A 25,069-nucleotide genomic window follows, 5' to 3' on the forward strand; every position below is an offset into this window, starting at 1 on the left:
AGTGCTCGACTATGGACGGTCAAACGGGCATTTTTATGGTGGTTCATCCGGGCTCTTTGGGGTCTGGAGAGGTGTGGTAACCACCATTTTCCAAAGATGTCCCGGATGAACAACGTACAGAGAGATCACAGTTAGTCGACTATCGCGCGATCGCGCGGGATTTTCGGCGTCCGAATCAAGAGCAGTCGACTAACAGTCGACTCTACCCGTTTCCGCTTTGCGGAAACAGAAACGCGCCCCGTGGGGCGCGTTTCTGCAGCTGTCGCTGAAAAGAAGGCTTACGCCTTCTTTTCCGCTTCCAGCTGCTTGCGGATCTGCGCATCCACCGCCGCAATGGCGGTCATGTTCAGGATCCTGCGCGAGGTCGCGCTGGTGGTCAGGATGTGCACCGGCTTGTTCACGCCCATCAGGATCGGGCCGATCGCCACGCCGTCGGTGAACACACGCACCAGGTTGTAGGCGATGTTGGCCGCTTCCAGGTTCGGCAGCACGAACAGGTTGGCGCGGCCCTGCAGGGTCGAGCCCGGCAGCAGCTTCTGGCGCAGCGCTTCATCCCACGCGGTGTCGCCCTGCATTTCACCGTCCACGTTCAGACGCGGGTTGCGCTTGAGCAGCAGCTCGCGCACCTGGCGCATCTTCAGCGCGTCCTTGGAATCGTGGCTGCCGAAGTTGGAGTGCGACAGCAGCGCCACCTTCGGCTCGATGCCGAACAGCTTCATGCGGTAGGCCGCCTGCAGGGTCGCTTCGCACAGCTGCTCGGCGGTCGGGTCTTCCTGCACGTGGGTATCGACGAAGAAGAACACGCCCTGCTGGTTGATCACGCCGGTCATCGCAGAGGTCGAGGTGACCTTCGGCTCCAGCGGCAGCACGCTGCGCACGTAGCCCAGCTTCTTGTGGAAGCGGCCGACGATGCCGGTCAGCATTGCATCGGCTTCGCCACGGGCCACCATCACCGCCGCGATCAGGGTCGGGCGCGAACGCATCAGGTTCTTCGCCGCGGCCACGGTCACGCCACGACGGCCGGTCAGGCCGTGGTAGTACTGCCAGTATTCGTTGAAGCGCGGGTCGTCGTTGATGTTGGTGACTTCAACGTTCTCGCCGATCTTCAGGCGCAGGCCGAGGCGCTCGATGCGCGACTCGATCACTTCCGGGCGGCCGATCAGGATCGGGTGTGCCAGGCCGTCGTCGACCACGTTCTGCACCGCCTGCAGCACCACTTCCTCTTCGCCCTCGGCGTACACCACGCGCTGCTTGTCGCTGCGCGCGCGGTCGTAGACCGGCTTCATCATCAGGCTGGTGCGGTAGACGAACTGGGCCAGCTTGTCACGGTAGGCGCCCATGTCCTCGATCGGGCGCGAGGCCACGCCCGAGTCCATCGCGGCCTGGGCCACGGCGGCCGACAACTCCACCAGCAGGCGGCGGTCGAACGGGCGCGGGATCAGGTATTCACGGCCGAAGCTCGGCGTCTCGCCACCGTAGGCCGAGCCCATGTCGGTGGCGGCACGACGGGCCAGCGCGGCGATGGCACGCACGCAGGCGATCTTCATTTCCTCGTTGATCGCGGTGGCGCCCACGTCCAGCGCACCGCGGAACAGGTACGGGAAGCACAGCACGTTGTTGACCTGGTTCGGGTAGTCCGAACGGCCGGTGCCGATGATCGCGTCAGGACGCGCGGCGCGCGCCACCTCCGGCATGATCTCCGGGGTCGGGTTGGCCAGCGCGAAGATCACCGGATCCGGCGCCATGGTCTTGACCATGTCGGCAGTCAGGATGCCCGGTGCCGACAGGCCCAGGAAGATGTCCGCGCCGTCGACGATCTCGGCCAGGGTGCGCTTGTCGGTGTCGCGCGCATAGCGCTGCTTTTCCGGATCCAGGTCGGTACGACCGGTGTGGATCACGCCCTCGCGGTCGAAGGCCAGGATGTTTTCCGGCTTCAGGCCCAGCTGCACCAGCATGTTCACGCAGGAAATGCCGGCTGCGCCCATGCCCGTGGTCGCCAGCTTCACGTCTTCGATCTTCTTGCCGGTGATCGCCATGGCGTTGAGCACGGCCGCACCGACGATGATCGCCGTGCCGTGCTGGTCGTCATGGAACACCGGAATCTTCATGCGCTCGCGCAGCTTGCGCTCGACCACGAAGCACTCCGGCGCCTTGATGTCTTCCAGGTTGATGCCGCCGAAGGTCGGCTCCAGCGAGGCGATGATGTCGACCAGCTTGTCCGGGTCGGTCTCATCCACTTCGATGTCGAACACATCGATGCCGGCGAACTTCTGGAACAGCACGCCCTTGCCTTCCATCACCGGCTTGCCGGCCAGTGCGCCGATGTTGCCCAGGCCCAGCACCGCGGTGCCATTGGAGATCACCGCCACCAGGTTGCCGCGGGCGGTCAGCTCGCTGGCCTGCTGCGGGTCGGCCTTGATCGCTTCACAGGCGTACGCCACGCCCGGCGAATACGCCAGCGACAGGTCGCGCTGGGTCAGCATGGGCTTGGTAGCGGAAACCTTGATCTTTCCCGGCGGGGACATCCGGTGGTAATCGAGGGCGGCCTGTTTGAAATCTTCGTTGGACATCGATGTGGGTTACATGAATGGGCAGAAGGGACAGGGGATGATACCCCCGTTGGAGCGTCTGGACCTGTCGCTATCCTGTCGCAGGCATGCTGCGACTGCACAATTCCGTGCCGTATGCGACGGTACTGGGATGCCAGCATCGGCGCCCCCGATGACAGCCATGGGACGCCCTGAAACGCCGCGGGGCCGTACCACTGTCGTGATCGGCCCCGCGGTACCACACACCTGGGTCAGCCCTTGGCCGGCAGCGCCTCGGGCAGTGCGTCCACCGGCGGCGGCAGCTCGCTTTCGCGGCCATCCAGCGCCAGCTGCAGGCGGTTGCGGTCCAGCGCGCCTTCCCAGCGCGAAACCACCACGGTGGCCACCGCATTGCCGATGAAGTTGGTCAGCGAGCGGCATTCGCTCATGAAACGGTCCACGCCCAGGATCAGCGCCATGCCGGCCACCGGTACCTCCGGCACCACCGCAAGGGTGGCGGCCAGGGTGATGAAGCCGGCACCGGTGACGCCGGCCGCACCCTTGGAGCTGAGCATGGCAACCAGCAGCAGGGCGATCTGGTGGCCCAGGGTCAGTTCGGTGTTGGTGGCCTGGGCAATGAACAGTGCCGCCAGGGTCATGTAGATGTTGGTGCCGTCCAGGTTGAACGAGTAGCCGGTCGGGACCACCAGGCCCACCACCGACTTGCTGCAACCGGCGCGTTCCATCTTCTCCATCAGCGACGGCAGCGCCGACTCCGACGAGGAAGTGCCCAGCACAAGCAGCAGCTCGGCCTTCAGGTAGCGCGCCAGCTTGAACACCGAGAAGCCGCACAGTCGGCAGACCACACCGAGGATCACCGCCACGAACAGGAACGCGGTGAGGTAGAACGAGCCCACCAGCCACGCCAGGTTGACCAGCGAACCGACGCCGTATTTGCCGATGGTGAAGGCGATCGCGCCGAAGGCACCGATCGGGGCGGCCTTCATCAGGATGTGCACCAGCTTGAACACCGGGGCGACCAGCGCCTCCAGGAAGTTCAGGATCGGCTTGCCCTTCTCGCCCACCGAGGCCAGCGCGATGCCGAACAGCACCGCGATGAACAGCACCTGCAGGATGTTGCCGTCGACGAAGGCGCTCACCAGCGTCTTCGGAATGATGTCCATCAGGAAACCGACCAGGGTCAGGTCGTGCGACTTCTCGACGTAGCTGTGCACCGCGGTCTGGTCCAGCTCGGCCGGGTTGATGTTCATGCCGGCGCCGGGCTGCACCACGTGCGCCACGATCATGCCCACGATCAGTGCCAGCGTGGAGAAGAACAGGAAGTACGCCATCGCCTTGGCGAACACCCGGCCCACCGTGCGCAGGTGGGTCATGCTGGCGATGCCGGTGACGATGGTGAGGAAGATCACCGGCGCGATGATCATCTTCACCAGGTTGATGAAGGCATCGCCGAGCGGCTTCATCTTCTCGCCGATCAGCGGTTCGTAGTGGCCGAGGATGGCGCCCAGGACGATCGCCACGATCACCTGGAAATACAGCTGGCGATAGATCGGCAACGGCTTTGCAGGCGCCGGGGCTGCGGTCGGGATGTGCATGGCGGACTCCGGAAGGGGCGTTTTCAGGCACGTACGGCCCCGGGACAGCACGGGAACCGTTACCGTGGAAACTGATCGCAGGCCCTGTGCTGCATGCGCAGGAGGTGCGACCAATGGACGCCTTTGTACGCGCCGGGCACGCCGGCGCAGATAACCTATTGGTACTAGCCCCCCGGTTCAGGTGGCGGCGATGCCTACACTGGCGCCGCACCGCCCGATCCTGGGGAGGCCGGTGGCCCGTGCTGAACGGCCGGGCGCGTCATTGCGAAAGTTTCGGCCCCTGCGGCCGTTGTTGTCCTGTCCACACGCAATCTGAGAGAGCCGCACCCAACATGCGCCCGATTCCCACCTTGCTGGCCCTGTCGCTGGCCGCGCTTCCCGCCTTCGCTTCGGCTGCCGATTTCGACAACTGGCCGACCAAGTACGCCTTCGGCGACGGCACCGAGTTGGCCGCTACCGCCAACATCGCCTACGACTACAACGATTTCTCCTCGGGCAGCGGCCTGGAGGACGACGACGCCGTGCGCCGCAAGGAGTTCGGTGCGACGCTGAAGAAGAAGGGCGTCTACGACGCGATGGTCTACTACGACTTCCAGTCCGATACCTGGCTGGACGTGTTCGTGCGCTTCGAGAGCAAGGCCTTCTTCGGTCGCGACATCGGTCGCTTCCGCTTCGGCTATATGAAGACCCCGGTCGGCCTGGATGCGAACACCTCTTCGCGCGCCGGCAGCTTCCTGGAAACCGCGCTGCCCGTGCAGGCCTTCTACGAAGGCCGCCGCACCGGCGTGGAATGGGTGCTGGAGCGTCCGCAGTACCTGCTGCAGGCCGGCGCCTATGGCGGCAAGGACCTGCAGGGTGACAACCCCGGCACCACCCAGGCAGTACGTGCGGTGTGGACCCCGGTGAAGGCGCCGGGTGACGTGATCCACCTGGGCCTGGCCTACTCGCAGGAAAATCCGCGCGGTTACAGCGATGGCCGTGACGTGCACCACGAGGCCAGCGCGCGCCTTCGCGCACGCCCGGAAGCCGGCCTGACCGACATCCGCTACGTCGATTCCGGCGCCCTGGTCACCGCCGACCAGATCCGCCGCACCGGCCTGGAAGGCATCTGGATCCGCGGCCCGTTCTCGCTGCAGGCCGAAGCCCTGCGCGCTACGGTCACCCGCCATGACGGCAAGCCCGACTACACCGGCAGCGGCCAGTACGCGATGGCCAGCTGGGTGCTGACCGGCGAGTCGCGCCCGTACAACGCAGGTGCCGTGGCCAACATCAAGCCGGCGCACGACTACGGCGCGGTGGAACTGGTGGCCCGTTACAGCCGCATGGACCTGGACGATGGCAGCATCCTTGGTGGCCGCCAGCACGACCTGACCCTGGGCGCGAACTGGTACCTGACCAGCCACTTCAAGTTCCAGGCCAACTACGTGAAGGTCGACGCCAGCCGTCGTGGTGTGCACAGCACGCCGGAGATCTTCGAGCTGCGCGCGCAGATGCACTTCTGACCCCTTCCACGTCAGATCCCGGCGGGCGTGCACGTCACGCCCGCCGGCCCTGCGTAGACTGCCGCCATGTACTGGCTCAGCCGCCACCGGATGCTGTTGCTGACCATCCTGGTGATGGTCGGAGGCACCGTGCTTTGTGCGGTCGCCGCCGGCCACTACGCCTGGCGGCGCGCCCTCGGCGAGGAAAGCAGCCAGGTGCAACGCCAGCTGCAGCTGTACGGCCAGGGCCTGCAGCAGCGCATCGACCGCTTCGGCACGTTGCCGCAGGTACTGGCGCTGGATCCGGATCTGCTGCACGCCCTGCGTGTGCCGCCCTCGCCCACCGAACAGCAGCGGCTGAACCTCAAGCTGCAACGCGCCAATGAAGTCACCCGTGCCTCGACCCTGACCCTGGTCGGCCACGACGGGGTGGCAGTGGCGGCCAGCAACTGGGACCAGCCGACCAGCAACGTCGGCGAGAACTACAGCTACCGCCCCTACTACCGGCAGGCACTGGCGCAGGGCCGCGGCCGCTTCTACGGCATCGGCATGACCACCGGCGTACCCGGCTACTACCTGTCGCAGGCCATCGAGGAAGACGGCAAGCGGCTCGGCGTGGTGGTGATCAAGGTCGAGCTGTCGGCGCTGGAACAGGAATGGTTGAGCAGCCCGGACGTGGTGCTGGCCAGCGACGACCATGACGTGGTGTTCCTGGCCAACCGTGACAGCTGGCGCTACCGCCTGCTGCGCCCGCTGGGCGCCGATGAGCGCCGCGAAATGCTGGACGCCCGCCAATACGCCGACCGCGCGTTGCAGCCATTGCGCGCGCGTACTGAAGACGTGCTTGCCGATGGTGGCCGCATGGTGCGCCTGCTCGATCCCGCACTGCCGCAGCTGATGCTGTGGCAAAGCCTGCCGCTGCCCGCCGAAGGCTGGAACCTGCATCTGCTGCACGACGCCAGCGCCGCCACCGCCGCCGGTCGCGCAGCCGCCCTCACCGGCGGTGCCGCGTGGCTGGCGCTGGGCTTCCTGGTGCTGTTCGTGCAGCAGCGCCGACGCCTGGCCAAGCATCGCCTGCGCAGCCGCCGCGAACTGGAAACCCTGCTCAAGCAGCACGCACAGGAACTGCGCACCGCACAGGATGGCCTGCTGCAGGCGGCCACCGACGCCGACAGCGGACTCAGCCGCAGCCTCGAACACCTGCCGCAGGGCGTGGTGGTGATCGACCGCGAACTGCGCCTGGTCGCGTGGAACTCGCGCTACCTGGAACTGTTCCGTTTCCCACAGGACCTGGTTCGCGTCGGCCGGCCGATCGAGGAACTGTTCCGCTTCAACGCACGCCGTGGCCTGCTCGGTCCGGGCCCGGTCGATGAAGCAATCGAGCGCCGCCTGAACCACCTGCGCAGCGGCCGCCCGCACATGCGCGAGAGCGAGAAGGACGACGGCACGGTGCTGGAGATCCGTGGCAATCCGCTGCCTGACGGCGGCTTCGTCACCAGCTATGCCGACATCACCAGCTACAAGAACGCCGCGCGCGAACTGCGCTCGTTGGCCGATGCGCTGGAGCACCGCATCGCCGAGCGCACCCATGATCTGGAAGAAGCCCGCCGCGAAGCCGAGCAGGCCAACCGCTACAAGACCCGTTTCGTTGCCTCGGCCGTGCACGACCTGCTGCAGCCCCTCAACGCGGCGCGCATGTTCGTCTCGGTGCTGCGCGGCAAGCTGAGTGACCCGGCGCAGCAACAGACCAGCGACCACATCGATGCTGCATTGGCCGCGCAGGATGCGATCCTCAACAGCCTGCTGGATATCGCGCGCCTGGAATCGGGCAGCCTGCCCACGCGCGTACAGGCGTTCCGGCTCGGGCCTTTGCTGCAGACGCTGGCACGCGAGTTCGGCATCGCCGCGCAGTCACGTGGGCTGGTGGTCGACTGGGTCGATACCGCTGCGGTGGTGGTCAGCGATGAAGCGCTGCTGCGCCGCATCCTGCAGAACTTCCTGTCCAACGCACTGCGCTACAGCGAACGTGGCCGCGTGCTGCTCGGCTGCCGTCGCCGCGAAGGCCTGCTGTGGATCGAAGTTCACGACCAGGGCCCCGGCATTCCCGATGCGCTGCAGGGCGAGATCTTCGAGGAGTTCCGCCGCCTGCACGACGGCCAGCAGCGCGGCGCCGGCCTTGGCCTGGCGATCGTCGACCGCATCGGTCGGCTGCTCGGCCACCCGATCCGCCTGCGCTCGCAGCTGGGCCAGGGCAGCGTGTTCGCGGTGGGCGTGCCGTTCGGCGAAGCCAGCGCGATTCCCGCTACTGCTCCTGTGCCGGTGCTGGTGCAGGAACCGGCCGCGGACAATCCGCTGCGCGGTCGCCGGGTGTGGGTGATCGACGACGATCCGCACGTCTGCGCCGCCAGCCGCGCGCTGCTGGAGCGCTGGGGCTGCGAGGTGGCGCTGGCCGACGGCCCGCAGGCGGCGCTGCAGCTGGCGGCAACAGGCGCGGTGCCGGAGCTGGTGCTGCTGGATGTGCGCATGGGCGATCACCACGGGCCGGTGCTGTACGAGACGCTGGCCGAGTTGTGGCAGGCCCGTCCGCCGGTGGTGCTGGTCACCGCCGAGCGCGATGCGGGATTGCGTGAGATGGCCGCCGAGCGCGGCTGGGGAATGATGGCCAAGCCGGTGAAGCCGCCGGCGCTGCGGGCGTTGATGAGCCAGTTGTTGATCCGCCATCGCGGGTAGTTTCCAGCCAACGGCGCAGCCCCTCGTGGGTGGTCGCACAAAGCAGTTCATCGGTGGGGCCGGGCAGATGGGCTGCACAGGGGCCGCTGCAAGTACGTCCCTGTAAGCTCGGTCGCCGCATCCATGCGGCTCACGCCCCTGTGCAGCCCATCTGCCCGACCACGGACACGTTCCGTGCGCGTCCACCCTCGGAGAAGAAAAAAGATCAAAAGCGGGTCGCGCGCTGCGCTTGCTCGTGTAGAGCCGAGCCCATGCTCGGCCTCACGGACGGGCCGGAAAGCAGCCGAGCGTGGGCTCGGCTCTACGAAAAATGGCCTGCCAGGCTGCCTTTGCTTTTGATCTTCTTTTCTCTTCCGTGGGTGACAGGCCACCGAAATCTGTCAGAGGTCGGTCGGGTTGGGTGCGCGGGGGTGTCAGCCGCATGGGCCCGAGGCATGCCTCGGGCGGGTTGGGCAGGACGCCCAACCCGGGTCTTGCCGTGTGCGCAGGACAGCGCACACGAGCAAGCGGCTGCCAAGCCTCCAGGGGCGGATTCACGGCGTCCCCCGCGCACCCAACCCGACTGGCCCGCTCGCAGCTTCTGCTTTCAGCGACCAACCCAAACCCACCCACGAGGGGCTGCGCCGTTGGCTGGAAACTACAACCCGATGCCGGCGTCGCCCTCAGGCTCCAGCGCCTTCACCAGTACCGCTGCCTGTGTGCGGCTGTGGCATTCGAGCTTCTTCAGGATCGCAGTGACATGTACCTTCACCGTGTTCTCGGCCAACCCCAGCGTGTAGGCGATCTGCTTGTTGAGCAGGCCATCGGCCAGGCACAGCAGTACCCGGAACTGCTGCGGGGTCAGCTGGGCCAGGCGGCTGGCCAGCAGTGCGTCGGCCTCGGAGCGTTCGGCGGCCATCGCCGGGAACCACAGGCCACCATCGAGCACCGCCTGCACCGCCTCGCCGATGGTCTCGGCCGGAGCAGACTTTGGAATGAAACCAGCCGCGCCGAACTGCTGGGCACGACGGATCACCCGCGGATGGTCGTTGGACGAGAGGATCACCACCGGAATGTCCGGATGCGAGCCGCGCACGTGCAGCAGCGCGGAGAAACCGTGCGCGCCGGGCATGGTCAGGTCCAGCAGCACCAGGTCCACATCCGGGTGGGCATCCAGCGCTTCGGCCAATGCCTCGGCGCTGGCGACCTCGCGCACCTGCGCCAGCGGCAGGCTCTGCCGCAACGACTGCACCACCGCCGAACGCAGCAGCGGGTGGTCATCGGCGATCAGGATGGTGTATTCACTCATGCCGCCATTGTACGGGCAGGCCGGAGCCTCAGCGCCCCGCCGGCTCCACGCTGCTGCGCCAGGCATCCAGGAACTGGCGGCGCTTGAGCGCGTCCAGGTACACCAGCAGGCCCGGGCCGAGCTGGATCGGGCGGCGGCTGCGGCCGGGCGCATGGTCGCCACGTGCGTTGCCGGTCACGATCGGCATCAGGCGTGCCTCGCGCGACAGCACCTGCTGGCCACGCGGTGACAACAGGTAGTCGAGGAAGCGCCGGGCTTCTTCCGGCTGTGGGCCGGTACGTGGAATCACCGCGGTACGCAGCACCACCAGCGTGTAGTCCTCGGGCTCCACGATCGCCAGCGGCGCACCCGCGTCGATGCGCGCCTGCGCGTAGGAGCCGAGTACGTTGTAGACCAGCGACAGCTGTCCGCTGGCGACCTTGTCCAGCAGCACGCCGGTGCGCTCCTCGCGCACCACGTCGTTGTCGCCCAGCGCGCCCAGCAACGCGCCAGCGATGCTGCCACGCTGTGCATCCTGGGTAGACAACAGGTAGCCGACACTGCTGCGCTCGATGTCATAGGTACCGACCCTGCCGCGCAGCGGTGCCCCCTCCGCGCGCAACCGGTCCAGCAGTTGCCGACGCGTGTGCGGCACCTTCGCAGCCGGCAGTGCGCGGGTGTTGTAGACCATCACCACCGGCTCGTAGCTGATGCCGAAGGCCTCGTTGCGCCACTGCGCCCAGGCCGGTAGCGCAGCGGTCTGCGCCGAACGATGCGGCAGCGCGTGGCCGTCGTTGACCAGCTTGGTCTGCAGGTCCATGCCGCTGGAGATCAGCAGGTCCGGCGATGCCGGTCCGCCGCGGTCGTGCAGGTACCGCGCGTACAGGTCCTGGGTGATGATGTCCTCGTACACCACCTCAGTGCCGGGGTGCAGCCGCTGGTAGTCGGCAATCACTACCGCGAACACTTCGATGTCGGTGGTGCCGTGGATGCGCAGCTGCGCAGTGGCCTTTGCCTGGGCCGGGAAGCGGCGCACGTCGCCCGGTGCCGCAAGCACCGGCAGGGCCAGCAGCAAGGCAACGGCAGCAGCGAACAGGCGGATCATGGAGTGCTCCGGGGCAGGCGGATGGTGGCGACCAGCCCGCCCTGCGGACGGTTGCTGAGGTCGATGCGACCGCCATGGCTGTCGACCACGCGCTTGACGATGGCCAGGCCAAGCCCGGCGCCGCCGGACGGCGCGCCTTCGCCACGGGCGAAGCGCTCGAACACGCGTTCGGCATCGGCGGCGGCAATGCCGGCACCGTGGTCGGCGATGGTCAGCACGGCCTGCCCGCCTTCCACGGTCAATGCGATCTGCAACGGGCCGTCGCCGCCGTATTTCAATGCGTTGTCGACCAGGTTCTTGATCGCTTCGCGCAGCAGCAGTGCATCGCCGTGCACCTGCACCGGTTCGGCGGTCATCGCCAGTTGCACGCGCGGCGCCGGGCCGGCCTGCGGCAGTGCCTCATGCAGGGCCTGGTGCACGGTCTCGGCCAGGTCCACCGCCGCAAAGCGCTGCAGATGCGAGCGATGGATCACGCTGGCATCGCTGAGCAGCTGGTTCAACAACCGGCTCATGTGGGTGGCATTGCGTTCGATCGCCTGCAGGCTGCGCCGCATGTCCTCGGGGTCGTCGTCATCCAGCGCCAGCTGTGCCTGCGCGCGCAGGGCAGCCAACGGCGTACGCATCTGGTGCGCGGCCTCGGCCATGAACGCGCGCAAGGTCTCGTTGCTGCTGGACAGTCGTTCCATGAAGCGGTTCAACGCCGCCACCATCTGGTCCATCTCGCGCGGCACGCGCGCATCCAGCGGTTTCAGATCGGACGGCTCGCGGCGCGACAGCTCGCGTTCCACCCGCACCAATGGCCGGAACGCGCGATGCACGCCAAAGGCCACCAGCGCCAGCAGCAGCCCGGACAGCACACCGATCGCCAGCAATGCACGGTTGACCATGTCCTGTGCAACCGCTTCACGTGCACGCCGGGTCTGGCCGACCTGCACCTGCACCTCGCCCTGCGCCGACGCGGCGGCGAAACTGCGGCCGACCACCACGAAGCGCACGGTCTCGCCGCTGTACGCCGCATCAAACAGCTGCGGTTGCGTGCCGGGCCGGCGCGGTGGCGCCGGCAGGTCGCCGTAGCCGGTGATCAGGTTGCCGCGGCTGTCGGCGACCCGATAGAACACACGGTCTTCCGGGGCCATCGCCAGCAGGTCCAGCGCGGCATAGGGAAGATCGACCTGCCATTGGCCATCGACCAGCGCCACCGAATCGGCAATGGACAACGCCGAGGACACCAGCAGGTGATCATAGGAACGGTTGGCGGCGCGCTGGCCATAGCCGCGCGCGGCAAACAGCAGGGCCACCGCGAACACCGCCAGCAACGCGCCGAGATAGAGCAGCAACGTGCGCCGCAGCGAGCCCGGTGCGGCATTCGCGGTACGCGCGTCAGCCATCGGCGTCGGCGCTGCCGTCGCTGGCTTCCAGCAGGTAGCCAACGCCGCGCACCGTGGTGATGCGCAGCGGTGCGCCCGCCAGCTTCTTTCTCAGGCGACCCACATACAGTTCGATGGCATTCGGGCCGGCTTCGTCGTCGAAGCCGAACAGGCCGTTGCCGATTTCGTCCTTGCCGACCACCTGGCCGAGGCGGCCGACCAGGATCTCCAGCAGCCGGTATTCGCGGTTGGGCAGCTCGATCGGTTCACCGTTGAGGCTGACCCGGTGCGCGGCGTTATCGAACTGGAAGCCGCCGATCTGCACCACTTCGCTGGCCTGCCCACGCGCACGCCGCAGCAGCACGCGGCAGCGTGCTTCGAACTCGCGGAAATCGAACGGTTTGCCCAGGTAGTCGTCGGCGCCGACATCCAGCGCCTGCACACGGTCTTCGATGCCATCGCGCGCGGTCAGCATCAGCACTGGCGTGCTGTCGCCGCGCTCGCGCATGCCGGCCAGCACGCGCAGGCCATCGAGCTTGGGCAGGCCGATATCCAGCACCACCAGGTCGAAGCTCTGGTAGCGCAGCACGCTGGCCGCCGCCAGGCCATCGGCCTGCCAGTCCACGGCATGCCCACTGCGGCGCATGCGGCGGATGATCGCATCGGCCAGATCCGGGTTGTCTTCGACCAGCAGCAGGCGCATGGGCACGGGGGTGGGAAGGGAAACGAATGCTACCGCATGCCGCTGCCGCGCTCGCCGCGCCCCGCCCGGAGGCGGCAGCGGGCCGCTTTACGCTGCTGCACCGCACAATCCGGTGACAGGACGATGACAGCTTGCCCGACCCAGACTGCGGCCGCGCACCGTCCGGTGCCCACGATTGCCGCGCGCCTGGCGCGCACCTGGGAGGGTTTGTGGAATTCATGTTTGCCTGGCGACGCCCTGCCGCCATGGTGGCGCTGGCTGCCCTGTCGGCGCCGGCCATTGCCGCCGAAGACGACCGTCCGGTCACCGCCACCCTCGGTGGTCGCCTGCACCTGGACTTCGCCACCTTCGACAACGACAACCGGGGCACCCCGAACAAGGACGACACCGAAATCCGCCGTGCGTGGGTTGACGTGTCCGGCAAGTTCTTCGTGGTCGACTACAAGCTGGAAGCCGATTTCTCCGGCGACCGCGTCGAGGCCAAGGACGTGTACCTGGCACGCAGCTTCGGCAAGGCCGGCAAGCTGACCGTGGGCCAGTTCAAGCAGTACTTCTCGCTGGATGACCGTACCAGCTCCAACTACGGCAGCTTCCTGGAGCGCGGCAACGCCGGCACCACGCTGGCGCCGCTGTACCGCCTGGGTGCGTCCTGGCAGGCCAACCCCGGTGACTTCACCTGGGCGGCCAGCCTCTACAGCCTGGAGAGCATCGACGCCTGGCAGGTGAAGGGTCGCGCTGCCGGTGGCCGCGTCACCTGGGCGCCCTCGCCCAGCGATGGCGACGTGCTGCACCTGGGCCTGTCGCTGGCCCGCGAGGCCTACGACAACCCCGGCGCCAACGGCGTGCCCGGCCTCCGCATCCGCCCGCGCCCGGCCGGCCATCTGTCCGACAACAGCCGCCTGACCCTGGTCGACTTCTCCGCCGGCCGCGATACCGACGTCAACAAGTGGTCGCTGGAATACGCGCAGGTGCGCGGCCCGCTGTCGTGGCAGGGCGAGTTCAGTGGCGCCACCTTCGACGACGGCGCCCAGCGCGGCGATGTAATGGCGGCCTACGGCATGCTCAGCTGGTTTGTCACCGGCGAAAGCCGTGCCTACGACCGCAAGACCGGTCGATTCGCGCGGGTCAAGGACATCCGGCACAAGGCCGGCGCCTTCGAAGTGGCGCTGCGCTACGACCAGATGTGGGGCGCGCAGCATCTCGACGGTGCGCCGGACCTGCGTCGCGGCAGCACCGAAGCCTGGACGCTGGGTGGCAACTGGTACCTGCGCGACAACCTGCGCTTCATGCTCAACGTGATCGAAAGCCGCAACCGTGATCGCCTGGCCGGGGTGACGGTGGACCGCACGCGCGCGGTCACCGGCCGCCTGCAGTACGACTTCTAGGCCCGACATTCCGGGCATTCCGCCCGGGCCCCTTCCACTCCCCACGTCCTGTTTTCGCAAGGAGTCCGCAGATGATGCTGAGCATCCTCGGCTTTGGCATGGTCATTACGTTCATGTACTTGATCATGAGCAAGCGCCTGTCGCCGCTCGTCGCCCTGATCACCATTCCCATCCTGTTCGCGCTGATCGGTGGCTTCGGTGCCGGCATCGACGAGATGATGCTGGAGGGCATCAAGAAGATCGCGCCCACCGGCGTGATGCTGATGTTCGCCATCCTCTACTTCGGGGTGATGATCGACGCCGGCCTGTTCGATCCGCTGGTGCGGGTGATCCTGCGTTTCGTCAAGGGCGACCCGATGAAGATCGTGCTTGGCACTGCAGTGCTGGCGATGCTGATCTCGCTCGATGGCGATGGCTCGACCACCTACATGATCACCGTCTCGGCGATGCTGCCGCTGTACCAGCGGCTGGGCATGAACGCGCTGAACATGACGTGCGTGACCATCCTCGCCGGCGGCGTGATGAACCTGACCCCGTGGGGCGGCCCGACCGCACGCGCGGCCACCGCGCTGCACGTGGATCCGGCCGACGTGTTCGTGCCGCTGATCCCGTCGATGGTGATCGCCTGTGCCGGCGTGCTGCTGCTGGCCTGGTACCTGGGCCTGAAGGAACGCCGTCGCCTCGGCGTGGTGACCCTGCCCAAGGGCGGCAGCTGGATGGACAACAGCGTGTCCGATGACAGCAATCCGCTGCCGACCGTGGAAGACGCCGAAGACATCAAGCGCCCGAAGCTGCTGTGGGTGAACCTGGCCCTGACCGTGGCGCTGATGACCGCGCTGATCATCGGCGTGCTGCCGATGCCGGTGCTGTTCATGGTCGGCTTCGCCATCGCCCTGGTGATCAACTACCCGAACCTGGCCGAGCAGCGCCGTCGCGTGGTCAACCATGCCGGCAACGTGCTGTCGGTGGTGTCGCTGATCTTCGCCGCGGGCATCTTCACCGGCATCCTCAACAACACAGGCATGGTCGAAGCGATGTCGCACAGCTTCCTGGCCGTCATTCCGGAATCGTGGGGCCCGTACCTGGCGGTGATCACCGCGGTGGCATCGATGCCGTTCACCTTCTTCATGTCCAACGACGCGTTCTACTTCGGCGTGCTGCCGATCCTGTCCGAGGCCGCTGGCAACTACGGCATCACCCCGGTGGAAATGGCGCGCGCCTCGCTGGCCGGCCAGCCGGTGCACCTGCTCAGCCCGCTGGTGCCGTCCACCTACCTGCTGGTGGGCCTGGCCAAGGTCGAATTCGCCGACCACCAGAAGTTCACCCTGAAGTGGGCCATCGCCATCTCGATGCTGCTGATGGTCGGCAGCCTGCTGTTCGGCCTGTATCCCCTCGCCGCCTGACCCTTTGCCAAGGAGCCTTCTGCAATGACGCTTCGAATCGCTTACGTCACCAGTGGAATGGGCAGTGTCGGCACTGCCATCTGCCAGAGCCTGGCCCGCAGCGGCCACACCGTGGTTGCCGGCTGCGCGCCGAACTCGCCGCGCAAGGCCAACTGGCTGCGCGAGCAGCGCGAACAGGGCTTCGACTTCATCGCCTCCGAAGGCAACGCGACCGACTGGGCCTCGACCAGCGCGGCGTTCGCCAAGGTGCGCGCCGAAGTCGGTGAAGTGGACGTGCTGGTCAACAACTCCGGCGGCAGCCGCGACCTGCTGTTCCGGCAGATGACGGTGGAGGACTGGAACGCGGTGATCGCCTCCAACCTCAACGCGCTGTTCAACCTGACCAAGCAGGTGGTGGACGGCATGGCCACGCGGGGCTGGGGCCGCATCATCAACATCGGTTCGGTCAGTGCCCACAAGGGACAGATCGGCCAGGTGAACTACGCCACCGCCAAGGCCGCGATGCATGGCTTCAGCCGTGCGCTGGCTGCCGAAGTTGCGTCGCGCGGGGTCACCGTCAACACGCTGTCGCCGGGCTACATCGCCAGCCAGGCGATCAGCAGTTTCCCGCCGGATGTGCTGGACCGGCTGGCTGCCTCGGTGCCGGTTCGCCGCCTGGGCCGCCCCGAGGAAGTGGCCGGCCTGTGCGCGTGGCTGGCGTCGGATGAAGCCTCGTATGTGACCGGTGCCGACTACGCCGTCAACGGTGGCCTGTACATGGGCTAAGCCCTCCCCCACGGAGTGCGCGGGGGCCGGATCACCTTCAGTTGTGAAGGTGATCCGGCCCCTTTTGTTTCTGCATTTCTGAGACGCACTTCCCGATACATCGGCAGAACCGCTGCTATACCTGCCAGCGCTCGCCGAGCCCGATGGATGAACGGCTGGAATCGCGGATCAAGGAGGTTGGCATGCGTGCATTGCTGATTGCGCTTCTCGTGGTCGCCACTACGCTGCTGGCGACACCGACCCGCGCGGAGCCCCCGCCTATGCGGGTGATCACGGGCCTGGGCTGCCCCGACTGGCTGATCCCAGGCGCGCCCACGCTCGACGCGCAGATCACCGGCCATCCGGAGTGGACCTTCGCCTGGGCTCCCGCGTCCTATACCAATCGCGATCCCATCCGGATCTACATCCAGTCCTTCGACTGCGATTCCTCCGACATTGCAGGCTATTACTTCCGGATCGCAGCCATTGCCCATGAAGTGGGACACGCACTGTATTTCGAAGGTATCGCCTTGAGCACCCGAGGTGCGTTCATCCAGCACTTCTGCACCATGGAGGGGAAAGCGGTACTCAACAACCTCACCGCGCGCAGTGAGCTTCTGGTGACCAGCCTGGGGTACTACGACATCGGCGTAGCTGCGTCCAACGGTCCTGGCCTCATCGCACAGGCCGATGCCGGCGGTGAAGACCTGGACCGGCAGGTAGGTAAGCTGTTCTGCGACAACAACGTAACTTCAACCACCGGCGAGAACTACAACGACTTCTACGGAAGAATCTACGATGAAGCGATCGCAGCCCGTCCCTGAACTTCTTCTGATCCTGAGCCTGTTGGTTGCCGGTTCTGCAACAGCAGCCACGTCCGCTGCCACTGCGGAAGAGGCGGATGCAACCTGGCGGCTCGTGGAGCGCTGGTCCTTGCAGCTGTCACGCTCTGACCTTGTCGCGCAGCTATCACCCCTGGCTCCGGCCGGCTCGCGTTCGGAAGCAAGAATGGGCCGGGGCGACAGCGCCACCATCGATCTGGCGCCATTCGCGGTCGCTGGGAGGATCAAGGGGCCCTCTGGCCAGATCTACACCGACGCGTCGGGGCGAATCATCAAAGGCATTACGCTGCGGCTGAGCGGCGCCTGCATCTCGCGAAAGCAGATGGGTCGTCGCTACCCCGACTTCAATGTCCTTTCCGTGCCGTCAGGGCATAGCCTGGACGAGTCGACGGTGTTCGGCACAGTAGTGAACGGCATCCAGATCGGGTTCTCATTCTCCGAGCATGACCGTGACTGCATGGACCAGCTCAAATTGAGCTGGCCTGGGGAGCGCTTCTGATTCCCACCGGCCTACCACCATGACGAACATGTTGCAGAGCACGCACCACTGCCCTGCATCGTTCGTTGGTTTTTCGTAAAGAAGGTTTCATGTTCCGTTCGCATAGTGGCCATGCACCGCGCACGCGTGCCGGTGACCACCCCCAATGCAACGGACCACCATGCAGACCCGACACCTGACGATCGCCGTGGCGATCGCCCTCTCCGCCGCCACCAGCGCCCATGCCGCCACCGCCGCCGATACCGGCGCCAGCACCGATGCCGCGCTGAGCGCGCAGACGCTGGATACCGTCTCCGTGATCGGCCAGGGCGAGACCCGCCAGGTGCAGCGCATCACCACCGTCGACAAGCAGGTGCTGCCGCCGGGCACCAGCGGCCAGAAGATCCTCGACCGCCTGCCGGGCGTGTCGGTGCAGTCCAACGATGCCTTCGGCGCCAACGAAGAATCGCAGACCATCAGCCTGCGCGGCTTCGACAAGAGCCGCCTCGGCTACACGCTGGACGGCATCCCGCTGGGCGACAACAGCTACGGCAACTACAACGGCCTGAGCATCGCCCGCGCCATCATCGCCGAGAACCTGGCCGGTGCCGAGCTGTCGCAGGGCATCGGTTCGCTGGGCGTGGCCTCGACCAGCAACCTGGGCGGCACCATCCAGTACTTCTCGATGGACCCGTCCACCGAGTTCGGTGGCCGCGCCAGCGTCACCGTCGGCGACAACAGCCAGCGCCGTGGCTACCTGCGCGTGGATACCGGTGACATCAACGGCTTCTCGGCCTATGTGTCCGGCGTGCACCAGGACCAGGACATGTGGGCCGCGCCCTACCAGAACCAGACCACCCGCCAGTTCAACGCCAAGGCAGTGTGGAATGTCGGCGACCACCGCTTCGGTGCGTTCGTGGCCACCTCGCGCGCCAGCCAGGCCAACTACGCCTACCTGTCCAAGGACATGCTGGCGCGTGGCCTGGGCTGGGATTGGAACATCTACGCGCCGGACTGGGATCGCGCCGTGGCCGCTGCGTACTGCGCGCCGGGCACCTTCAATGCTTTGAAGTGCAAGTACAGCGGCAATGTCCGCAGCATCGACGATGCCTACTACCAGAGCCGCGCACTGCGTGACGACAATCTCTATTCGGTCGATGCCGACCTGCGCCTGGGCGAGCAGGGCCGCCTGAAGCTGCTGGCCTATCACCACGACAACCGTGGCCAGGGCCACTGGTGGGCACCGGGCCAGCCGTCCTACCCGGGCACCGACAGGATGCTGCCGATCTCGATCCGCAGCACCAACTACACGATCAACCGCGACGGCCTGACCGCCGCGCTGTCGTGGACGGTGGGCATCCACGAACTGGAAGCCGGCCTGTGGTACGAGCAGAACGACCACAACGTGTCGCGCAACTTCTACTACATCAGTGGCCCGTTCCTGGACGACCTGTACCTGAAGAACCCTGATCGCCTGCTGTTCAACCAGGACTTCGACATCCGCACGCGCCAGTTCTACGTGCAGGACCGCATGCGCTTCCTGGACCAGCGCCTGACCGTGGACGTGGGCATCAAGAGCCCGAACACCCGCATGCGTGCCACCGCCCAGCCGGGCGTGGAAACCAGCATCGCCTCGGGCACGCTGACCGCCAAGGAATCGGTGCTGCCGCAGGTGGGCCTGGGCTTCAAGCTCAATGCCAACAACGAGCTGTTCGCCTCGTACGCCGAAAACATCGCCGCCTTCGTCGGCGGTGGCAGCGGCGGCCCGCTGCAGGTGTCGCCGGAATCGTTCGCGGCCAGCGCTGGCCTGGAGCCGGAGAAGTCCAAGAGCCTGGAAGCCGGCTTCCGTACCTTCGGCGAGAAGTACCAGGCCTCGATCGCCGCATACAACGTCAAGTTCGACAACCGCCTGCTGTCGTTGAACCCGTGCTCGAGCATCGAAGTCGGCACGCGTCCGGAGTGCGTGACGCGCTTCATCAACGTCGGTTCGGTGAAGAGCTACGGCGCGGAACTGACCTTCATCCTCAAGCCGATCGACGGCCTGCAGTGGTACAACGCGCTGTCCTGGAACAAGACCACCTACGAGGATGACTACACCTCGGGCGGCGCCATCGTTCCGGTGGCCGGCAAGATCACGGTGGATACGCCGCAGCGCATGGCCTCCAGTGAGATCAGCTGGAATCGTGACGGCTTCTTCGCCAGCCTGCGTGCCAAGTACACCGGCAAGCGCTACTACACCTACACCAACGACCAGTCGGTGCCGGGCGTGACCACCTTCGACGCTGGTGCGGGCTACGACTTCGGCCCGGGCCTGGGCCTGCGCAACGTGCGGGTTTCGTTGAACGCGACCAACCTGACCAACAAGCGCTATGCCGGCCAGCTGAGTTCGTTCGCACCGACTGATCCGAAGGGCACGCGTTATGCGATCCATGCGAGCGCGCCGCGGCAGCTGTTCATGACGGTGGCGGCGGAGTTCTAAGTCGAAAGCGTTGCCCCGCGGCGTCTTGATTATCGTCGCGGGGCAGGGCCGGATGGGCCGGCGCAGGACACGCCGTAAACCCATCCATGGGGGCTCGATGGCGCCATCCATGGCGCCAACGGTCCTGCGCCGGCCCATCCGACCCTGCTCGACGGTTTCCCGCGCCACGGTGCGGAAGGCAAAGAAGAGCAAAAAGCAAAGAGCCGGGCATTGCCCGGCTCTTTGCTTTTCAAGCGCAATCCCTTCGGCGCGGTGATGTGCTGCCGCCCGCGCGGGAAAATGTCTGGCGGCGGTGGGGCACCCTGGCCAGGACCGTGAGGCGCATGGATGCGCCGATCGAGCCCCCATGGATGGGTTTACGGCGTGTCCTGGCCAGGGTGCCCCACCGCCGCCCAGCGACATCAATCGAGGCGCCAGCGCATCATCCCGCCAACGCCTTTCATTCCGGCGCCAGCTGGTCCATCCGTATCCGGTTGGCGAACAGCGAGAACGCCAGCATGCCAGCCAGGCCGTTCGCCCGGCTCACCCAATGCGGCAGCCAGCGCGGCGGCTTCAACACCCCCGCCTCGAACAGCGGCGCGAACGCGATCGCATCGGCCAGGCTCATCTTGCCGGCGAACAACCAGCGGCAGACCTGCAGGCGGTCCTCGGCCAGCATGTGGCGGAAGAAGGTGTGCACCGACACCAGGCCGCGCAGATACACCGTGTCCTTGGTGAACGCCAGGCCGCCATTGGGCGGCACGCCACGGAACACGCGCTGTGCCGAAGCGAAGCTCTCTTCCGCGTTCTGCCCGGCATCGCAGAAGTAGCGGAACACCTCGATGAAATCAGCACCTTCGCGCGCCATCGCAATCGCCTCGGTACGCAGGCTGATGCGCTTCAGGCGCTCGATGTCGATGCTGCCGGTGATCTGCTCGGCGAACGTCGCCAGCCCCTCCTGGGTTGCCGTCACCCGTGGCGAGGACAACGCCAGGCTCGGCAGCACCGGCTGTTCGCGGCCATTCAAGGCGGTCAGCGAATGCACCAGCGCTTCATGGTGGAACAGCTGCGCACGGTCGTAGGCGCTGAAGCGCGCACTGGTACGCAGGCGGATACGGGTCGGGCCGGCGGCCGCCTTGGACACCAGCTCCGGATCCAGCTGCACCTGGATGATGCGTGATTCGAAGAAGGCATCCAGATCGTTCTGCAGTTGCAGCTGCAGGGCAATGGCCGAGACCGGCACCTGCTCTTCCGGCGCCAGCAGTTCGTGGTCGAGTTCGGCAGCAATCTGGATGAAGTGACGCGCCGCTTCGCGCGTGCTTGGGCCACTGCCCGGCAGCGGCTGCTCGGGGGCGCCGAACAGCTGCACCGAACAGGTATCGACCGCAGCCGTGCCCAACCCTTCCAGCAGCTGTGCGGCCAGGTCCCAGCTCTGCGCCGACTGCCGCACGTAGTGGCCCAGCGGATGAGTGTCATCGCAGTCGGCGGCGATTGCGGCAAGCGCACGGCGCTCCTCGCTGAAATCCAGCCTCGGGTAGTCCACCTTCGGCAGCACCGGTTGCCCACGTGCCACGCTGTCCAGGAACGGTACCTGCAACGTCGCAGGCCAGCTGGTCAGGCCCAGCAGGCGGATGCCTCCCACGGCCTCGACCAGGCGCGCATCGAGCGCTGCATGGTGGGCCACGTCACGGTCCAGCGTCGCAGTCGGTTCCATGCGCGGACTATAACGCCCTGCCGTGTCCGGCGCCGTGCGCCGCCGCCCGAGCATCGGCTCGGGCGCTACAGGGAATGATTCCACCGCGAACCAAGTGTAGAGCCGAGCCCATGCTCGGCTGCCTTGTTACCGCCTACGCGGCTTGCCCGCCGGGCGGAACTGCTGGCCCTTGCCCTTCCTGCCACCACGCTCCTGCGCGGTCTCGGCCTGGCGCACGGCCAGCTTGGCGGCGGCGGCGGCCACTTCTTCCTTCAGCTTGAAGTAATTGAGCAGCCGGCTCTCTTCGATCTCTCCGGCCTCGATCGCCGCACGCACGGCACAGCCCGGTTCCTGCTGGTGCTTGCAGTCGTTGAAGCGGCACTGTGCGGCCAACGCTTCGATATCGGCGAAGCCACCTTCGGACAGCGTCTCCTCGCCGGTCGGCTTCAGCTCGCGCATGCCAGGGGTGTCAATCAGGCAGGCGCCCGTCGGCAGCGGCATCAGCGCGCGATGGGTGGTGGTGTGCCGTCCTCGCGAATCATTGGCGCGCACCGCATTGGTCTTCATCCGCTGCTCGCCAAGCAGCGTGTTGGTCAACGTGGACTTGCCCGCACCGGAAGAACCGACCAGCACCACGGTGTGGCCCGGGCCGAGCCACGGCTGCAGCACCGCAACGCTGTCGGCATCCAGGCCGTTGATCGCATGCAGCGCGATGCCCTGCATCTCCAGCTCTTCCAGTACCGCCAGTGCGTCTTCGCTGTACTCGGTCTGGTCGGCCTTGGTCAGCACCACCACCGGTTCGGCACCGCCACCGCCGACCAGCAGCAGGTAGCGCTCGATGCGGCGCGGGTTGAAGTCGGCATCCAGCCCGCAGACGATGAACACCGTATCGATGTTGGCCGCGATCACCTGCTGGTGGTAATGCTCGCCTGCCGCACCGCGCTTGATCGCGGTACGCCGCGGCAGCAGCGCGACGATGCGGATGCCGTCGAGCAGCACCCAGTCGCCCACTGCGGGCCGTTCATGGCTGGGGAAGCGCGGGCGCTGCCATTCGGGCAGCGACTCGGCCTTGATCGAGGCATCCGGGCCATCGGCCACCACGTAGTGGGTGCGGTGCTGTTCGATCACCCGTGCCGGGCGGGCCTGCGGGTGCGCGGCCATCGCGGCCTGCCAGTCGGCCTGCTGCGGCGGGCCCGGCCAGGGCCAGCCGATGGTCTGCAGGGCGATGAAATCGGGGGTCTGGGTCATCGCCGCCATTCTACCTGTGCCAGCGCCCTGCCAGCCCAGCAGTGACGGGCCCGGAGCCCTTGCCATGCATTGCAGCAATTCCGGTAGGATGGAAGCCCCATGCCTTTTGACGGCCCAGCTCCCATGTCCACCAACTCGCCCAAGCCCCTGGCCATCCGCGAGCGCCTTTCCGAAGTGCGCTACGAAATCCGCGGAGAACTGGCGCGGCGAGCCCGGGAGCTGGAGGCGCAGGGCCGCAAGCTGATCAAGCTCAACATCGGCAATCCGGGCGCTTTCGGCTTCCGCGCGCCGGAGCACCTGCAGCGTGCGATCGCTGACGACATGGGCCGCACCGACCCGTACACGCACCAGCAGGGCCTGCCGGTGGCACGTGAAGCCATCGCCAGCTACTACGCCCGTCGTGGCGCACCCGAAGCACATCCGGACCGCGTCTTCCTCGGCAACGGCGTCAGCGAGCTGATCGACCTGTCGCTGCGTGCGCTGCTCAACCCGGGCGATGAAGTGCTGGTGCCCTCGCCCGACTACCCGCTGTGGTCGGCTTCGACCATCCTCAACGATGGCCGCCCGGTTTACTACCGCTGCGCGCCGGAGAACGGATTCCAGCCGGACCCGAGCGAGATCGAGACGCTGGTCTCTTCGCGCACCCGCGCCATCGTGCTGATCAATCCGAACAATCCCAGCGGCGCCAGCTACCCGCGCGAACTGCTGGAGCGCGTGGTGGAAATCGCGCGCCGCCACAACCTGCTGCTGCTGGTCGATGAGATCTACGACCAGATCCTGTACGACGACGCGGTGTTCCAGCCGGTCGCGCCGCTGGCCGGCGACCATCCGTGCCTGACCTTCAGCGGCCTGAGCAAGGTGCACCGCGCCTGCGGCTGGCGCGTGGGCTGGGCCCACCTCAGCGGCGACAATGCGCGCCTGGGCGACTTCCGCGCTGCGCTGGACCTGCTCGGCGCGCTGCGCCTGTGCGCCAACGTGCCAGGCCAGTACGCCATCGAAGCTGCGGTGAACGGCCCGGACACCATCTCCGAGCTGTGCACGCCAGGCGGCCGCCTGTATGAAACCCGCCGCGCGGTGATCGAGGCCTGCGAAGCCAGCGAGCACCTGTCGCTGGTCGCGCCGGCCGGCGCGCTGTACGCGTTCCCGGCCGTGGTCGGCGCCGCTGCGAAGGGCTTCGACGACCACAACTTCGCGCTGGACCTGATGAACAACGAAGGCGTGCTGGTGGTGCCGGGCTCGAGCTTCAACGTGCCGTACCGCCACCATTTCCGCGTGACCCTGATGCCGGAGGCCTCGGTGATGCGCGATGTGTTCGCCCGCATCGACCGTGTGCTGGCGCGCCGCGCCGAGGATGCGACCAAGGTCGTGCCGCTGAAGCCTCGCCGCTCGGTGGCCTGAGCCGTGGCGCTGTCCTACCTGGCGCTGGGCGATTCGTACACCATCGGTGAAGCGGTTGCAGTCGAAGGCCGTTGGCCACACCAGCTGGCCGCCGCGCTGCGCGCGCAGGACGTGGCGCTGGCCGACCCGCAGACCATTGCGACCACCGGCTGGACGACCGACGAGCTCGATGCGGGTATCGACGCGGCTGCACCGCAGGGCCCGTTCGATTTCGTCAGCCTGCTGATCGGCGTCAACAACCAGTACCGCGGGCGTCCGCTGGACGAGTACCGCAGCCAGTTCCAGGCCCTGCTGCAGCGGGCGATCGGCTTCGCCGGCGGTGATGCCGGCCGCGTGCTGGTGCTGTCCTTCCCCGATTGGGGCGCGACCCCGTTCGGTGTCGGCAGTGGCCGCGACCTGGCCGCGATCGAGATCGAGACCGACGAGTTCAACGCGGCAGCCGAGGTGATCAGCACCCAGCAGGGCGTGGCCTTCGTCGACATCACCGATATCAGCCGCGCACAGGGCGAAGACCCGACGATGATCGCCGAGGATGGCCTGCACCCTTCGGCGCGGATGTACGCGCTGTGGAGCGCACGCGCCCTTCCGGTGGCCGCGCACCTGCTCGGCGGCACGGACTGAGG

Annotated in this window: 18 protein-coding genes; 10 read left to right on the top strand and 8 right to left on the bottom strand. The window is 66.9% G+C overall.

Annotation, left to right across the window (positions count from 1 at the left end; all coding sequences use genetic code 11):
* Positions 1-278: 278 nt before the first annotated feature.
* Both AC5P9N_RS16205 and AC5P9N_RS16210 read right to left on the bottom strand, forming a co-directional pair.
* Positions 279-2,570 carry an NADP-dependent malic enzyme gene (locus AC5P9N_RS16205; RefSeq protein ID WP_005410971.1) on the bottom strand — a complete coding sequence of 764 codons (2,292 nt, stop codon included), beginning with the start codon at positions 2,568-2,570 and terminating at the stop codon, positions 279-281.
* Positions 2,571-2,800: 230 nt separating this feature from the next.
* Entirely contained in the window at positions 2,801-4,144 is a 1,344-nt protein-coding gene (locus tag AC5P9N_RS16210) for a dicarboxylate/amino acid:cation symporter (RefSeq protein ID WP_005410972.1), read from the bottom strand.
* 332 nt (positions 4,145-4,476) lie between these two features.
* Between AC5P9N_RS16210 and AC5P9N_RS16215 the strand changes: the two genes are divergently transcribed.
* Together AC5P9N_RS16215 and AC5P9N_RS16220 are read left to right on the top strand one after the other, a co-directional pair.
* Positions 4,477-5,646 (top strand): OprO/OprP family phosphate-selective porin, encoded by a 1,170-nt coding sequence (locus AC5P9N_RS16215; protein WP_005414426.1) that lies wholly within the window; start codon positions 4,477-4,479, stop codon positions 5,644-5,646.
* A 66-nt stretch (positions 5,647-5,712) separates the two neighbouring features.
* Positions 5,713-8,355 carry a hybrid sensor histidine kinase/response regulator gene (locus AC5P9N_RS16220; protein ID WP_099483939.1) on the top strand — a complete coding sequence of 881 codons (2,643 nt, stop codon included), beginning with the start codon at positions 5,713-5,715 and terminating at the stop codon, positions 8,353-8,355.
* A 637-nt stretch (positions 8,356-8,992) separates the two neighbouring features.
* On the opposite strand, the gene AC5P9N_RS16225 is transcribed toward AC5P9N_RS16220, so the two are convergent.
* From AC5P9N_RS16225 to AC5P9N_RS16240, 4 genes are read right to left on the bottom strand one after another with little or no spacing between them, the layout of a single operon-like run.
* Entirely contained in the window at positions 8,993-9,643 is a 651-nt protein-coding gene (locus AC5P9N_RS16225; RefSeq protein WP_005414428.1) for a response regulator, read from the bottom strand.
* 28 nt (positions 9,644-9,671) lie between these two features.
* Positions 9,672-10,727 (bottom strand): ABC transporter substrate-binding protein, encoded by a 1,056-nt coding sequence (locus tag AC5P9N_RS16230; RefSeq protein ID WP_099484739.1) that lies wholly within the window; start codon positions 10,725-10,727, stop codon positions 9,672-9,674.
* Positions 10,724-12,115 carry a sensor histidine kinase gene (locus AC5P9N_RS16235; RefSeq protein WP_005414430.1) on the bottom strand — a complete coding sequence of 464 codons (1,392 nt, stop codon included), beginning with the start codon at positions 12,113-12,115 and terminating at the stop codon, positions 10,724-10,726. The genes AC5P9N_RS16230 and AC5P9N_RS16235 overlap by 4 nt, the downstream gene beginning before the upstream one ends.
* A complete protein-coding gene (locus tag AC5P9N_RS16240; RefSeq protein ID WP_012481218.1) occupies positions 12,108-12,797 on the bottom strand; it encodes a response regulator transcription factor in 690 nt (229 codons plus the stop codon). Before AC5P9N_RS16240 ends, AC5P9N_RS16235 begins: the two co-directional genes overlap by 8 nt.
* A gap of 245 nt (positions 12,798-13,042) precedes the next feature.
* On the opposite strand from AC5P9N_RS16240, the gene AC5P9N_RS16245 reads away from it, so the two are divergent.
* From AC5P9N_RS16245 to AC5P9N_RS16270, 6 genes are all read left to right on the top strand, one after another.
* Entirely contained in the window at positions 13,043-14,182 is a 1,140-nt protein-coding gene (locus AC5P9N_RS16245; RefSeq protein ID WP_024958494.1) for an OprO/OprP family phosphate-selective porin, read from the top strand.
* A 74-nt stretch (positions 14,183-14,256) separates the two neighbouring features.
* The gene (locus tag AC5P9N_RS16250) at positions 14,257-15,585 is read left to right on the top strand and encodes a CitMHS family transporter (protein WP_012481220.1); all 1,329 of its coding nucleotides are present in this window, start codon (positions 14,257-14,259) and stop codon (positions 15,583-15,585) included.
* A 24-nt stretch (positions 15,586-15,609) separates the two neighbouring features.
* On the top strand, positions 15,610-16,350 hold the full coding sequence (gene phbB / locus AC5P9N_RS16255) for an acetoacetyl-CoA reductase (RefSeq protein ID WP_005414435.1): 741 nt from the start codon (positions 15,610-15,612) through the stop codon (positions 16,348-16,350).
* 182 nt (positions 16,351-16,532) lie between these two features.
* On the top strand, positions 16,533-17,153 hold the full coding sequence (locus AC5P9N_RS16260; RefSeq protein WP_065426815.1) for a hypothetical protein: 621 nt from the start codon (positions 16,533-16,535) through the stop codon (positions 17,151-17,153).
* Positions 17,128-17,670 (top strand): hypothetical protein, encoded by a 543-nt coding sequence (locus AC5P9N_RS16265; RefSeq protein ID WP_049450563.1) that lies wholly within the window; start codon positions 17,128-17,130, stop codon positions 17,668-17,670. Before AC5P9N_RS16260 ends, AC5P9N_RS16265 begins: the two co-directional genes overlap by 26 nt.
* Before the next feature lie 160 nt (positions 17,671-17,830).
* Positions 17,831-20,128 carry a TonB-dependent receptor gene (locus tag AC5P9N_RS16270; protein ID WP_099484740.1) on the top strand — a complete coding sequence of 766 codons (2,298 nt, stop codon included), beginning with the start codon at positions 17,831-17,833 and terminating at the stop codon, positions 20,126-20,128.
* A gap of 439 nt (positions 20,129-20,567) precedes the next feature.
* Here the strand turns inward: AC5P9N_RS16270 and AC5P9N_RS16275 are convergent, their stop codons facing one another.
* Positions 20,568-21,821 (bottom strand): flavohemoglobin expression-modulating QEGLA motif protein, encoded by a 1,254-nt coding sequence (locus tag AC5P9N_RS16275; RefSeq protein ID WP_099484741.1) that lies wholly within the window; start codon positions 21,819-21,821, stop codon positions 20,568-20,570.
* A gap of 126 nt (positions 21,822-21,947) precedes the next feature.
* Positions 21,948-23,057 carry a ribosome small subunit-dependent GTPase A gene (gene rsgA / locus AC5P9N_RS16280; protein ID WP_154329698.1) on the bottom strand — a complete coding sequence of 370 codons (1,110 nt, stop codon included), beginning with the start codon at positions 23,055-23,057 and terminating at the stop codon, positions 21,948-21,950.
* A 114-nt stretch (positions 23,058-23,171) separates the two neighbouring features.
* Between rsgA and AC5P9N_RS16285 the strand changes: the two genes are divergently transcribed.
* Both AC5P9N_RS16285 and AC5P9N_RS16290 read left to right on the top strand, forming a co-directional pair.
* A complete protein-coding gene (locus tag AC5P9N_RS16285; protein WP_099484743.1) occupies positions 23,172-24,446 on the top strand; it encodes a pyridoxal phosphate-dependent aminotransferase in 1,275 nt (424 codons plus the stop codon).
* A gap of 3 nt (positions 24,447-24,449) precedes the next feature.
* Positions 24,450-25,067 carry an SGNH/GDSL hydrolase family protein gene (locus tag AC5P9N_RS16290; protein ID WP_099484744.1) on the top strand — a complete coding sequence of 206 codons (618 nt, stop codon included), beginning with the start codon at positions 24,450-24,452 and terminating at the stop codon, positions 25,065-25,067.
* Positions 25,068-25,069: the final 2 nt, after the last annotated feature.

Source organism: Stenotrophomonas sp. YJH_SMC_6, assembly GCF_059371335.1.